General features: G+C 39.0%; 14 protein-coding genes. 12 read left to right on the top strand and 2 right to left on the bottom strand.

All coding sequences use genetic code 11. The features are described from left to right. Nucleotide 1: 1 nt before the first annotated feature. The 12 genes from FM107_RS17905 (at nt 2) to FM107_RS17855 (ending at nt 11510) form a co-directional block, all read left to right on the top strand. Nucleotides 2-853 carry a hypothetical protein gene (locus FM107_RS17905; protein ID WP_086949854.1) on the top strand — a complete coding sequence of 284 codons (852 nt, stop codon included), beginning with the start codon at nt 2-4 and terminating at the stop codon, nt 851-853. A gap of 78 nt (nt 854-931) precedes the next feature. Continuing rightward, nucleotides 932-1093, top strand: coding sequence for a hypothetical protein (locus tag FM107_RS19620; RefSeq protein WP_179204539.1), 162 nt, complete (start codon nt 932-934; stop codon nt 1091-1093). A gap of 150 nt (nt 1094-1243) precedes the next feature. Continuing rightward, the gene (gene gwsG / locus FM107_RS17900; RefSeq protein WP_086949853.1) at nt 1244-2230 is read left to right on the top strand and encodes a grasp-with-spasm system ATP-grasp peptide maturase; all 987 of its coding nucleotides are present in this window, start codon (nt 1244-1246) and stop codon (nt 2228-2230) included. Then, a complete protein-coding gene (locus FM107_RS17895; protein ID WP_086949852.1) occupies nt 2227-2445 on the top strand; it encodes a hypothetical protein in 219 nt (72 codons plus the stop codon). Before gwsG ends, FM107_RS17895 begins: the two co-directional genes overlap by 4 nt. Beyond that, nucleotides 2435-3445 carry a grasp-with-spasm system SPASM domain peptide maturase gene (gene gwsS / locus FM107_RS17890; RefSeq protein WP_086949851.1) on the top strand — a complete coding sequence of 337 codons (1011 nt, stop codon included), beginning with the start codon at nt 2435-2437 and terminating at the stop codon, nt 3443-3445. Before FM107_RS17895 ends, gwsS begins: the two co-directional genes overlap by 11 nt. After that, the gene (locus FM107_RS17885) at nt 3438-4265 is read left to right on the top strand and encodes a hypothetical protein (protein ID WP_143559531.1); all 828 of its coding nucleotides are present in this window, start codon (nt 3438-3440) and stop codon (nt 4263-4265) included. Before gwsS ends, FM107_RS17885 begins: the two co-directional genes overlap by 8 nt. After that, a complete protein-coding gene (locus FM107_RS17880; RefSeq protein WP_086949849.1) occupies nt 4266-6470 on the top strand; it encodes a peptidase domain-containing ABC transporter in 2205 nt (734 codons plus the stop codon). It abuts the gene before it with no gap. A gap of 67 nt (nt 6471-6537) precedes the next feature. Beyond that, on the top strand, nt 6538-7239 hold the full coding sequence (locus FM107_RS17875; RefSeq protein WP_143559530.1) for a hypothetical protein: 702 nt from the start codon (nt 6538-6540) through the stop codon (nt 7237-7239). A 140-nt stretch (nt 7240-7379) separates the two neighbouring features. After that, complete coding sequence (locus tag FM107_RS17870; protein ID WP_218779041.1) at nt 7380-8513, top strand: hypothetical protein; 1134 nt, start codon at nt 7380-7382, stop codon at nt 8511-8513. Continuing rightward, entirely contained in the window at nt 8447-9628 is a 1182-nt protein-coding gene (locus tag FM107_RS17865; RefSeq protein WP_086949846.1) for an outer membrane beta-barrel protein, read from the top strand. Before FM107_RS17870 ends, FM107_RS17865 begins: the two co-directional genes overlap by 67 nt. Continuing rightward, a complete protein-coding gene (locus FM107_RS17860; RefSeq protein ID WP_086949845.1) occupies nt 9609-10355 on the top strand; it encodes a capsular polysaccharide synthesis protein in 747 nt (248 codons plus the stop codon). The genes FM107_RS17865 and FM107_RS17860 overlap by 20 nt, the downstream gene beginning before the upstream one ends. A gap of 42 nt (nt 10356-10397) precedes the next feature. Beyond that, nucleotides 10398-11510, top strand: coding sequence for a hypothetical protein (locus tag FM107_RS17855; protein WP_086949844.1), 1113 nt, complete (start codon nt 10398-10400; stop codon nt 11508-11510). On the opposite strand, the gene FM107_RS17850 is transcribed toward FM107_RS17855, so the two are convergent. Both FM107_RS17850 and FM107_RS17845 read right to left on the bottom strand, forming a co-directional pair. Beyond that, nucleotides 11475-12371 (bottom strand): hypothetical protein, encoded by an 897-nt coding sequence (locus FM107_RS17850; RefSeq protein ID WP_086949843.1) that lies wholly within the window; start codon nt 12369-12371, stop codon nt 11475-11477. The genes FM107_RS17855 and FM107_RS17850 overlap by 36 nt on opposite strands. Nucleotides 12372-12442: 71 nt before the next feature. Beyond that, nucleotides 12443-12777, bottom strand: a 335-nt coding sequence (locus FM107_RS17845; RefSeq protein ID WP_143559529.1) for a DDE-type integrase/transposase/recombinase, incomplete at its 5' end; no start/stop codon positions are given.

Raw genomic sequence — 12777 nt, 5'->3', positions numbered from 1 at the left:
TATGGAATCAAAGAAATACTCTGCGGCGCGTTTCAGCGTTTTTATTGATATGGAATATTGGCATGCTATTATGAATATTGTCAAGCCAATAATAATCGATGACAGTCCCGAAAGATTCGTCATCTATCTGTCGACTACTCGTGGAGATTGTATCAACTTCACCTACCTTTTTAGTGAGTCCGATACCGATCAAACGTGTCGTGTCCAGACCATTATTGAGCATATTGAATCTTATTTGATGCGACATAATAGTAAATCAACGTTTGATTTAATCAATAACAACGACGAAATATTCATGGATTTTCCGTCACAGGTGATCTATTACAACATACACAATAATACGCTGAAAAATTTCAATCGCGAGGAGAATGACTTGTACTTACAGGAGATCAAAGAAATATTGACGCTTTTTAGTTTGGACACCGTTCTCACGGAAGGGGTTTCTTACCCATCGCTACTCTACTGGACCACATGTTACCTCGGAATAATTGTAAACAGTATACACATTTCTCAGGAGATATTAGAACACATTCGCGAGCTTGATATTGTTCATCATGGTGATAGCAACCTGTTATCGACAAACCTAATTGAACAATACATCGAACTCGTTGACGGAAGCCAGGAAGCAACACAACATCCACATCATTTAGCTCCACTGGAATCAGCGCTCAAGAAAATAACCATCCAATCTCACGCAAATAAAGACGAAAATCGAGACATTAAACGCATTGTTTTTGATTTACTCACACATATAGAAAACCATCTCGGCATTGACATGGCCAACATATTATGTATTATGGAGCGCTGGAATCTCCGAAAGGCCAAACTGCAAAAAAATGTCGCGCTACGATGATTTTTGGACATACATTTTAGACAAACTTGGGAAGCCGAAAACAAGTACTAGAGTAGGCAAAATTTTAAATTTATTTTTATGAAAAAGTTAAATTTCCCGGAAATCGACGCAGTTGATTTCAACAACCTCAAAAAAATGGGTAGAGGCAGAATGAAAAGTGTTAAAGGTGGGTACACTGCCAACACATTGACGATACCAGGTGGTACCGACGATGGAGACGATGGTATCAAAAACGATTAATCGTTTTATTTTTCAGGGGTGAATACGTGTATTCCCCCCTGTATTTAGCTAGATGATATGTATGTAGCTATATAATAAATAATGATCACTTTGATCACGAATTGTCAACAGAACCTATTTGGAATTGTCCACTACTAATAATATACGCCAATGATTTTACTACTTTCTGGTGATGGTGATTTGTCAACAGACCTCGTAATGGATGTGTTGAAATACTATGACTATCCGCACTACAGAATAAATTCTTACGATCTTCTGGATGCTGGATTTTATATTAATATTTCCGATAATCGCTGCACGATGGCTATAAACGGACAGGAAATAGATCTGAAAAAAGTAGGTGCAGTTTGGTTTCGCAAGTTTGGATTTTTCCGAAAAAGCCAACAATATCAATCGATATCTCGAACTTTTGGAATCGACGTGGCAGATAATATATCCAAGGAGTTTTCATCAGTGCTTGGTGCGGTAACGGGCACTTTAAAAGAGAAAAAATGGTTGACATTGCCGGAATCAACAAACTTAAACAAGATTGAAGTACTTATCGAAGCCTCAAACCTCGGCATTAACATTCCCAATTCCGCAGTTACTACGTCCAAAACTGTATTACAAGACAATCCCGATTCGTACATCACGAAATCGATCAAAGATCCGTGGATATTACGCAAATCCGATGCGAAATCCGACATATTTACCATGTTCACCACTGTTGTGACGCAAAAGGATTTACCACATATCCCAAGCCTTTTTTTTCCCTCATTAATTCAGAAAAAAGTAGAAAAGGAATACGAAATCCGAAGCTTCTTTCTATCTGGAAAATTCTATTCTATGGCAATTTTCTCGCAATTGGATAACCAAACCGAAGTGGACTTCCGCAGATACAACTGGCAAGTACCCAATAGAACTGTTCCATATACACTACCGAAAGAGTTGGAAATGAAATTAAAAAAACTCATTAAACGCTTCAAATTGAATTGTTGTTCGGTAGATCTTATCCGAGACAAAGCAGGTAACTACTTTTTTTTAGAAATTAATCCTACCGGACAATTCGGAATGGTGGATTTTCCCTGCAACTACAACCTGCATCACGAAGTTGCTCGAACATTAATAAAGATGGATCACAAAAACCTTGTGTCATGAAAAATTTTATCACAGAAATCGACAGCCGATCCGATAAGTCGCTCTTATCATTAAATTCCTTACTGGCAGAAGAACTCGGTAAATATTCGGAGTTACCTGTACCAGCGCAGGAATTTATGCCATCTTGTGCGTATCACCACAACAAAAATTACGATACGCAACCATTTCATAAACATATTACGCGAATGATCGAAAATTTTAAAGATGATGAATAATTATTTCCTGCTGTTTTCATGTTGTGTACCCGTTAAAGGTGCCAAAAGAAGCATTGTTTGCGACCTGCAACGCGAAGATTATCTTTCCATACCCAATGTGCTATATGAAATTCTAACCACATTTCGCGGACACCGTATAGCGGATATTAAAGAATACTTTAATAACAAGCACGATGCCGTTATCGATGATTACTTTACGTATTTAAAAGATCAACAATACGGATTCTTTACGGATGATACCGAACAATTTCCGCTTTTAGATACCAAACATTTTTTCAATTATCAGACTGTCACCAATGCGGTCGTTGATTTTGATGACAATTCAAAACACGACATAAAAACTATTGTCGATCAATTATCGGCACTGGGTTGCGAATCTCTTGAGATCCGTTTTTTTTCATACCGTACGCTTAGCGCAATTGAAGAACTGCTGAACTCCACGCAAGATTCCACATTACGTTCAATTCATGTTCTAATGAAATATGGAGACGGTTACACGGAAGAAAGCATTCTAATGCTACAACGGAGAATTCCCCGACTAAAACGTATTTTGGTTCACTCCGCTCCTGCGGATCAATTGCACGAACACACCGACATAATTCTCTATTTCTGTAAGGAAAAAGTTTCGTCGGAACAATGCTGTGGAGTAGTAAGTCCATGGTATTTCACAATAAACACACCTTCTTTCGTCGAAGCAAAATCGTATAACTCTTGTCTAAACAAGAAGATCGGTATCGACACACAAGGCCGCATCAAGAACTGCCCTTCTATGGTAAAATCGTATGGAAATATCCAAACGAAAACATTGGATGACATCGTACATCACACAGATTTCAGAGACATTTGGTCCGTGACAAAAGATAAAATTGAAGTTTGTAAAGACTGTGAGTTCAGGTATATATGTCAAGATTGCCGCGCCTATGTTAGTGATAAGGACAACTTTCTATCAAAACCTGCTAAATGTAATTATAACCCATACAACGATACAAGCTATGCATAAAGTTAGAAACATAATTTTCGCACAACTAGTAGCTTCTTTGCTTTTAAGTGGATGTAGCGGGTATAAGGTTTTGTCAAGCGGAGTGATGGTAGATGGGGACCCTACTTACTACAACGAGGAATCTCAAATTGTATTGGACGTGTTTGGCGATTATACGAGGTATAATGAAGATACCGAAAACGGTTTCTCGACGACAAAACTCGATCGGTTGGATAAGAAATTGTTGCGTAAGCTTAAGGTTCCCAAACACGCTAAGGCACTTTTTTCAGGTACTCCAGATACGCAACCTTTTTATAACATAGTCGCATTGGTCGAGCAAAATAATATAGACCAAAATTCGTCACGGTATCAAGGTTATAAACAATACATGGAAGGAAATCATTTGTTATATTACTACAACAAATGCGAACTGATGAACAAACGAATTTATCATGCGATAATTCCACGAGCCACGGCCAACATTCATTTACTGTATTATCAAAATACGGACGACGAATGCGTGTACTGCGATATTGAGCGACTGGCTAAAATGAACAGTTACTCCCCGGAGCGCAAGGAAATTTCTTATCCAAGCACAACTTTTTCCGCACCGGATGCTGCGGAAATTGTTCAAATAGAGATTCCACAGCGCAAGAAAGCAGACCATCTGGGTATTGTCAAATTTTACGACACAAGCAATCTCATGCTTCTTGGCTTTTCAGTAATCGAAGGAAATCAGAATACCTTAACATTCTCGTTACCTCCGGGTAATTACAATTGGAAGTACACTACACTGAATGGCCGAATCCTGGCAGAAGATACGTTAACTATTCAGTACTAAATGGATATTTCGTTGCCAAGCAGCTTTCCTTATTACCGACAATTCGATAGCATGGATTGTGGTCCGGCCTGCCTCAGAATGATCGCCAAGTATTACGGTCATAAATTCGCTATGCATACCCTTCGAAAAAAAGTAAATATCGAGCGAGAAGGCGGCTCGTTGCTCGGTTTATGCGATGCTGCCAATTCGATCGGTTTTAGGGCGATGGCTGCGGAACTTAGCTGGGACGATCTTTCTTCAAAAATTGCATTGCCCTGTATTATCCATTGGAATGGTAATCACTTCGTAGTGGTCTACAAAATTTCTAAAACCCACGTATATATTGCCGATCCGTCGAAAGGAAAAATAAAATATTCGAAAAGCATATTCTTGCACAAATGGATGATGGAAGATGAAAAATACATACATTCGGATACACGAGGAGCTGCACTGGTACTCTATCCTACCGCAGAAATCATCGAAGATGACGATGATGCGCAGGATATATCTTCTATGCGTAGTATCTTCAGCTACTTTTTGAGATACAAGAGATTACTATTTCAACTACTGCTCGGCTTTCTGCTCGCGAGCCTCATCCAATTGACCTTACCATTTCTTACGCAATCATTAGTAGATGTTGGGATAAAAGGTCAGGACTTATCCTTTATTTATTTGGTATTGCTCGCACAAATAATGCTTTTATGCGGTCAGGTGCTTATAGATCTTACTCGAGCTTGGGTTTTACTTCACATCAGCACGCGCATCAACCTTTCGATCGTATCGGATTTCATCCGAAAATTATTGAAACTACCGATCACCTACTTTGAGACCCGTCAAACCGGCGATATCCTTCAACGCCTCAAAGATCATAAACGATTGGAAGAATTTGTTACCGGAAATACCGTTTCGGTCGCGTTTTCACTTTTCACCGTCGTTATTTTCTCGATTATTTTATCATTTTATTACATTCCGATATTCATCACATTTGTTGCTTTTTCACTAGCCTATATCGGTTGGGTTTTTTTCTTTCTGAAATACCGACGCAAAATTGATATACAGCGCTTTGAAATACAATCGATCAATCAAGGCGCTATGATCGAGTTAATACAGGGCGTTAAGGAGATCAAACTGACGAACAGCGAAAAGCTAAAACGATGGACTTGGGAAGATATACAATTGAAGGAATTCAAACTACAAATACGCGGTCTTACCTTGACGCAATATCAAGAAGTTGGTGGAACGTTTATCAATCAGGGAAAAAATATAGTAATTACATTTATTTCTGCACTTGCAGTTATTAACGGATTGATTTCGATTGGTGAGATGATAGCTATCCAATTTATTATTGGTCAACTAAATAGCCCTATTCAACAGTTCATACAGTTTATACAATCTTTTCAAGATGCAAAACTAAGCCTACATCGTCTGAACGAAATTCAGCAAGAACAAGACGAGGAAAATACAACCGATCATCCTGTCGTCCAACTGCCCGAACTAGGCGACATAACATTCAAAAACGTTAGCTTTACCTATCCCGGTGCAGGAAACTCTGCAATTCTACAAAATTTAAATTTCAAAATCCCACAGGGGAAAACTACCGCAATAGTCGGATCAAGCGGTGGAGGAAAAACCACGATTTGCAAACTCTTATTAAAGTATTACACGCCGACTAGTGGAACTATAACGGTTGGCGACATTGACTTCGGAACAATTTCTCACCGAAAATGGCGTTCGTATTGTTCAAGTGTCTTACAAGACAGCTTTATTTTTTCCGACACGATCGAAAACAATATTGGAATTGGATGTGAATCAATCGATACAGCCACCGTCATGACCGCCGCAAAGCTAGCCAATATTCACGAATTTATTGATGCACTATCGCTCCAATACAAAACACGAATTGGCGATGAGGGAAACGGCATCAGTCAAGGACAACGTCAACGAATTTTATTAGCACGAGCCTTTGCAAAAAATCCCAGATTTATATTCCTAGACGAAGCGACTAATGCATTAGATGCAAACAATGAGGGACAAATACTCGATAATCTGGACCACTTTCTCGCTAGCAGAACGGCCTTGATCGTCGCTCACCGATTGAGCACCATACGAAAAGCAGACAATATTATCGTATTGAAGGATGGATCCGTTTCTGAACAAGGCACGCATGAAGAACTTATTAGTTTACAAGGCGAATATTATCAATTGGTCACAAAACAATTGTCTTGATGATCTTTTTAAGAATCATGCAATGTTACATTTCCTGTTTTTGGCTAAACGTACTAATCAAAAAAAAATGGCGAATAAATATTTGAACGATATAAACCCGAATGTCAAAGAAGTGATGAATAAAGTGCCTGGATGGATAACCAACTGGGGGACTTTCGCCGTGTTCGCGGCTTTAGTTTTATTAATTCTAACAGCATTATTGATCCGAAAACGTGTTGTTGCCGACACAATATTGACCATCGACACGTCGGGTTCACAAATTGCTATAGATCTACCGATTGGCACTAAACAAATCAATACAAGCCTAAAACATGGCCAACATATCGCGCGGAACGATACGATATGTACGTTCGGAGACACGAATAACGTGATTGTATCCCCCGAAAGCGGAAACATTTATTTTGCAAACGTTAATGAAAGCGGAAAAATATGGAAGGTGGATTCTGCTTTCATATTAAGAGTTGAAGACCCCGACGTGCTCGGAAGTTTGGATATCCCCGCAAAATACTTAGAAAGTATAAAAAACCGGAAAGAAATAGAAATGATCTACCGAAACCCCAATGATGGTAATTCCGTACATGGAAAATACAGTTTTGAAATACTTTCACCGATACTGATAAAGAATAATAATTTCCGCGTATGGATCGATTTAAACGATGTACGGACAGACAGCAACCAGTTAATGTTAGACGTTTTGGATATACCGGCACAGGTGATTATATCTAATGAACGCTTGTTAACATCTGTGATTCCTATTTTAAAGTTTTGATGTCATGAAAAATTATCTAGCCCCCCTGTCCCTGTTCACGATTGCTGGAGTCACGAATGAATATCAACGGGATTCCTCGGACGTAATTTATCACGGATAAAGTTTTGGATATAAATGCAAAATCACTTATAGGGCGTCTGTTGAATGATATACAGTATCTTGTTCAAAACACGCGTATATCCATATCAATAAGTGATTCAACCGGGTCATTCACATTTAATGGCAGAAAAGAGATAGAATACAAGTTGGGCGTCGAAGCGAGAACGCGCGCGACGAAAATTTTGAATATTAGCGTACCAATGCAAATCGAACAAACATATTATGTCGCCCGGCAAATAGAATTGAAAAGAAACATCATTGGTCTCAAAGAGATTAGCGCAACTGGCTCTCGTCTTTTGGTCAGACAAGAGATTGATCGCATTGCGTATAGTGTACAATCCACATTAAATATTACGCAAAAGATGCCACTCATGGCAGTTGACGATTCAAATAACGTGAAGCGCGAAGGAATACGAAATTTCAAAGTTCTTTTAAACGCAAAGCCTTCTGCCCAACTCAAAAATCATCTAACGGGTGCTCTGTCTACCATCTCTGCCAACAGAATAGAGCGCTTCGAAGTCATTACATCGCATCCAGCGAAATATGATTCCGAAAATTTGCCAGGTTTAGTAAATGTTGTTATCTTGGAAAACAACGTGGAGGAATTCAAGAGAAGCATTTCCGCGGCATACAATAACCAATTCGCTATTATCGGAAGTACTAGCGTCACAGATAAAAACCGGAAAATTTGTGTGGATGGTTTTCTTTTTTACTTAAACGTTCACCAACTGGTAACCGCGTTTGGCGGAGGCATTAATTTTCCGAAGAACGGAAGAAGCATCGCACAAAATGGCACACAAAAGTACAATGGCGATGTACAAAATGTGAACTTACAGTTGAATTGCGAGATCGACGCTTTGAATACCCTTATCGTGCGCTACAATACAAAACTCAATGATTTTTATCGAATGGCTCAACTACAGCAAAACATAATGTCGTCGGATCAAGGAATATCGAATTTCATCGACCAGAATTCCTTCGCCAACTGGCGTTCAACAGATGTCGTTTTGAATTATCAACACATTTTCAAAGACAAGAAATATAAAACATTTAATTTCAGAAACAAACATGCAAATACGAAAAACGATATCACCGATAACAATCACTTATGGAGTTTAGAAACGTCGAATCAATCAGATGCATTCGATCAACAAAACAAAACACAACATTACTAGAGAACTTTGTACAAGCCGATTATTCTTACAAGATCAAAGATATTGTTATGGACACGCGAGTAAAAATTAATCTCCAAGAAAATCCAAACACCTTTTATCGGGGAATACAAAATGTAGCAACGATCGATTCCATATACAATTGTAATGTGTACAACCTATACAAAAGTCTAGAATATTCGACCGAAAAACATGTAGTAAAAGCGGGTGCGCGATTCGATTACACGAATTTACCAACCGTATACGACGAAACCCACGGCAGCTCATTCTGGTGTATCTTACCTCCGGTTAATTTACAACGGAAGCGAGCAAAAAAGTCTAACAATCTATCGTACAATCAACGCATTCAGCGACCAAATATCAACGTGAGGAATCCATCCGTAGGTCAGTCAAGTCGGTTCTCTGTGTCTTTCGGTAATCCGTTGTTGGGGACAGCCATTTCTAATAATTTTGACCTTTCATTTTTCAAAATGGGAAAGAGTACGACTATTTTTGGTTTGGGATTTATCATCAACGACAACAACAAAAAAGTCACACACTTAGCTAGTAGTTCAATATTGAACGCCTCGTTTGCCAATATTGGCTACGCGAGAGATGTCAATGTCCATATAAATCCGTCGATATCAAAGAAATCTCGTATAGGCCTCAACGAATTAACTAGTGATCTGCGACTTAAAGGAAATGTTGTTAACAATACGCCTGAGAAACATGGATTTCACAGAAATATCTGTGTTTTATTGAACTTTGAGTTTCAGAATAAGCTCCAACTCAGAACGAGCTTCAATAATATCGCGTCAAACGTATTATTACAAGTAAACATCAATGAATCTCCGATATTCTCACTTACGGCATTGAAAATGTTCTTGAATGACAAATTAACTATTCTAGAGTTGATCAATTACCAATTTACTAAGTTCTACACGAACACCCGAAACTTAAATACAGGTAGCATTCTACGACACGCATTTTCTCAGGTATATTACCGATCATTTCTGATCACGCTGACCTATATTATTTTAAAGCTAAAAAGTTATTTGGCTTCGGCGAATCGAACCATTAATGCAGACCATATCCAACAAAAAACAAACTCGATAAGTTATGAGTACACATGCAAATAGTTCAAACCGAACAGTTCAATCTTTATGGATTGACGATGAAATTACCGATCTTCAACGCATGTGCTACAATTCTTTTTGTGCACACGGACACCTCGTGAAGCTGTATTCATATGGACATATTAACAATTTGCCACAAGGTGTCGTGCTTTGTGATGCCAACGAAATACTGCCTTCCGGCAATGTGTTTCGCGACCAATATAATTCGTACGCTACTTTTTCCGATTGGTTTAGAATAGCACTTTTGAATGCACGTGGTGGATGGTGGGTTGATTCGGACGTGATTTGCTTAAAGCATTTTCACTTGGAAGACGATTACGCATTCGCGACAGAACTGGCAGATCAAAACGGTAACATTACCATCTGCAATGCGGTAATAAAATCACCAGCAAACGCACCGCTATTACTCGGGATTTTAGCAGACATTGGCGATCTACTAAAAGAGAAAAATACTAGGGATATACAATGGACAGAGATTGGTGCAGGCCTCCTCACGAAGCATATCATAATTGAAAACAGGCAGGAAAATGTATTAGATCCGGTTGTATTTTGTCCAATCAACTTCTACGACTATAAAGATATACTCACCAAGAAGGCGAACCAATTACCTGAAGAAGCATATGCCATTCATCTTTGGAATAAGATGTGGGATTGGTTTGGCACCGAGGGAAACTTAAATCCAGCAGAAGATTCTCTGATGGAAACCCTACGTAGAACGTATCTTTTCTGATAAATTTACCCCATAATTCCACAAAACAATTAACCGACGAGCATGAAAAACAATTTTAGAAAGGATAGATTTCGTACAGTCTCTTTTACTTATACCGAGGATCAGGCAGCACATCTGAAAGAAGATTGGCAAGATTACCTATCGGATATCGGCAAATTTCCGCGAGATAGATATCAGGGGAAAGGAATCGTATATACGGCTGGAGGCGTGAGCTATGTGACCTGTTTGTGGGTATCAATTTCGCAGTTAAGGAATACAGGTTGTACACTGCCAATAGAAGTATGGCACGTTGGAAATGAGGTTTCGAATGAGATCATCGCAGAATTTCGGAATTTGGATGTGACCTTCAGGGATTTTAACCGCTATACAAATGTCACTCAAAGAGGTTATATATTGAAACCCTTGGCGATTTTGAATAGTAGTTTTAAAGAAGTTTTATTTCTGGACGCCGACAATATCTGTGTAAAAGATCCAAATTACTTATTCGAGAGCGTGGAATACCGAGTGCACGGTGCTCTATTTTGGCCAGATTTTTGGAAAACCGGAAAAAGCAATTCTATTTGGAAAATCACAGGTGTAAAACCGAAAGATCTTATTGAACAAGAAAGCGGACAAATACTCATCGACGTGGAAAGGTGTTGGAAAGCATTAAATCTATGTCTATATTTTAATCGTCTAGGAGAATACTATTACCGCATTTTATTGGGTGATAAAGATACATTTAAATTTAGTTGGCTCGCCAGTAACACCGACTACTATATGATCGACGTGCTTCCTGGTAGTTGCGGACGAATTGTAGACGGTATGTTTATAGGCAACACAATGGTTCAATTTGGTACGGATCATTCTATCCAGTTTTTACATAGAAATCTTTTGAAGTGGGACGTTACATACGACGATGAAAGAGTGTGGGAATTTGTTCAACGGTACTTGCCGAATTCAACTAATAAAAAAATATCTCAAAAAATAACAAAAGACGGCATGTATTCTATTGAATTATTGGGTGATATCGCGGAGACTGACGCTCGAAATTTGGAAATAAATATTCCTGCATTGGAAGATCGATGCCTGAACTACCTAAAGTATTTTCGCCAACTTAAGAGCTACTCAGATTATCTTTTATTCGATCATTTTGCTAAAAACAGACACAGATAAGCAGTATAATTTCAAGTGTGATAGAGAATTACGGCACAAACAGTTCAAGCCATGGTTCACAGCGTAGCATTTGAGGTACTTTCTTCCGTTAAGTAAGTGTGAGATCCTATTGAAACAACGTATGCATACGATACTCCGCTCAAGATGCGTCAGTCCCGAATCCTCTTTTTCAAGGCACGTCCGTATTTTCGTAGACTCCTCTTCAGTCAGGTATTGAAAGTTCTTTTTGCCGGATTTTATGGCGGGAAGCATCTCTAGCGTTCTTAGTACCGCTTCTGCGTACAATGGGACAGCGGTTTTCAATGCAGCTTTAATCAAGCTGCAATAATCCTTGCCTCTGATCTGCCGATCTCCATCGAAAAAGAAAGTATAGACCATTTTGTTCTCGATATCGTCGAATGTTTCTGCCCCAAGCTCCTGTACATGCAGAAAGAAGTTCATCGTTGCACGATACTCGGTCCATACGGTCTTTTCCAGCTTTCCTTGTAATCCACCGGTGGCTAAATGATGGTCTATAGCCGATCGAAAAATTGTGTTTAGTTGATCGTATAAGGGTTTGGGTGCGAGAAAACCATTCTTGGGGCGGATTCTACTGGGGTATAAGCCTTTGCAGTCAAATCGCCAGACATTTCCCAGATAGGTCTTTAAGGAAATGTATCTTCCTTCCCCAGGCGTATAACCCTGCTTCTCGGCTTCTATAAAAAAGAGTTCCTCATAGGAGGTAACTTGTGGTGATGCCCCAACTTCCAGAGCCAATCGGATGCATTTTCTAGTTTGCCTGAGAGCATTTCTCTTGTAACCGTTTTCAACAAGGAATTCCATTAACTTGTGATGGGTCTTCCGAAGATTTGATGTGTCCATAGTTGTGATATTTAAATTACAGACACAATTTACGATAATATTACCCCAACTTTCTACACAGAAGTTATTGATTATGACACTATTAAATTAGAAGTTGGGATATTGAATAAGTTTGGATAAATGTAGATGTTGTCTAGTGCACGTCCTTTGCCGTCCATGGAGAGCTGTATCTGCTCTTTTTGAAGGGCTTTTACAAAGACTTCGGAGGTAAACTGCGAACCTTGATCGGTGTTAAATATCGCGGGCTTACCATGCCGAGCAATCGTCTCTAAGGTAACATCTGTACACCATTCTGCAGGCATCGTATTGGAAATATCCCAACCCATGATTTTGCGACTGTATACATCGATTATAGCAAACATATACATAAAGCCTCGGAACATCGGTATATACGTGATGTCTGCTT

Source organism: Sphingobacterium sp. JB170 (assembly GCF_900163865.1).
Classification (GTDB): Bacteria; Bacteroidota; Bacteroidia; order Sphingobacteriales; family Sphingobacteriaceae; genus Sphingobacterium.
The sequence above is the reverse complement of the archived record's forward strand: the minus strand, read 5'-3'. Positions and strand labels throughout refer to the sequence as shown.

What these genes read in the sequence shown, in the direction of transcription:
- FM107_RS17905 (WP_086949854.1), top strand. Translation starts at nt 2, where the DNA reads ATGGAATCAAAGAAATACTCTGCGGCGCGTTTCAGCGTTTTTATTGAT.
- FM107_RS19620 (WP_179204539.1), top strand. Translation starts at nt 932, where the DNA reads ATGAAAAAGTTAAATTTCCCGGAAATCGACGCAGTTGATTTCAACAAC.
- gwsG (WP_086949853.1), top strand. Translation starts at nt 1,244, where the DNA reads ATGATTTTACTACTTTCTGGTGATGGTGATTTGTCAACAGACCTCGTA.
- FM107_RS17895 (WP_086949852.1), top strand. Translation starts at nt 2,227, where the DNA reads ATGAAAAATTTTATCACAGAAATCGACAGCCGATCCGATAAGTCGCTC.
- gwsS (WP_086949851.1), top strand. Translation starts at nt 2,435, where the DNA reads ATGATGAATAATTATTTCCTGCTGTTTTCATGTTGTGTACCCGTTAAA.
- FM107_RS17885 (WP_143559531.1), top strand. Translation starts at nt 3,438, where the DNA reads ATGCATAAAGTTAGAAACATAATTTTCGCACAACTAGTAGCTTCTTTG.
- FM107_RS17880 (WP_086949849.1), top strand. Translation starts at nt 4,266, where the DNA reads ATGGATATTTCGTTGCCAAGCAGCTTTCCTTATTACCGACAATTCGAT.
- FM107_RS17875 (WP_143559530.1), top strand. Translation starts at nt 6,538, where the DNA reads ATGGCGAATAAATATTTGAACGATATAAACCCGAATGTCAAAGAAGTG.
- FM107_RS17865 (WP_086949846.1), top strand. Translation starts at nt 8,447, where the DNA reads ATGGAGTTTAGAAACGTCGAATCAATCAGATGCATTCGATCAACAAAA.
- FM107_RS17860 (WP_086949845.1), top strand. Translation starts at nt 9,609, where the DNA reads ATGAGTACACATGCAAATAGTTCAAACCGAACAGTTCAATCTTTATGG.
- FM107_RS17855 (WP_086949844.1), top strand. Translation starts at nt 10,398, where the DNA reads ATGAAAAACAATTTTAGAAAGGATAGATTTCGTACAGTCTCTTTTACT.
- FM107_RS17850 (WP_086949843.1), bottom strand. Translation starts at nt 12,371, where the DNA reads ATGGACACATCAAATCTTCGGAAGACCCATCACAAGTTAATGGAATTC.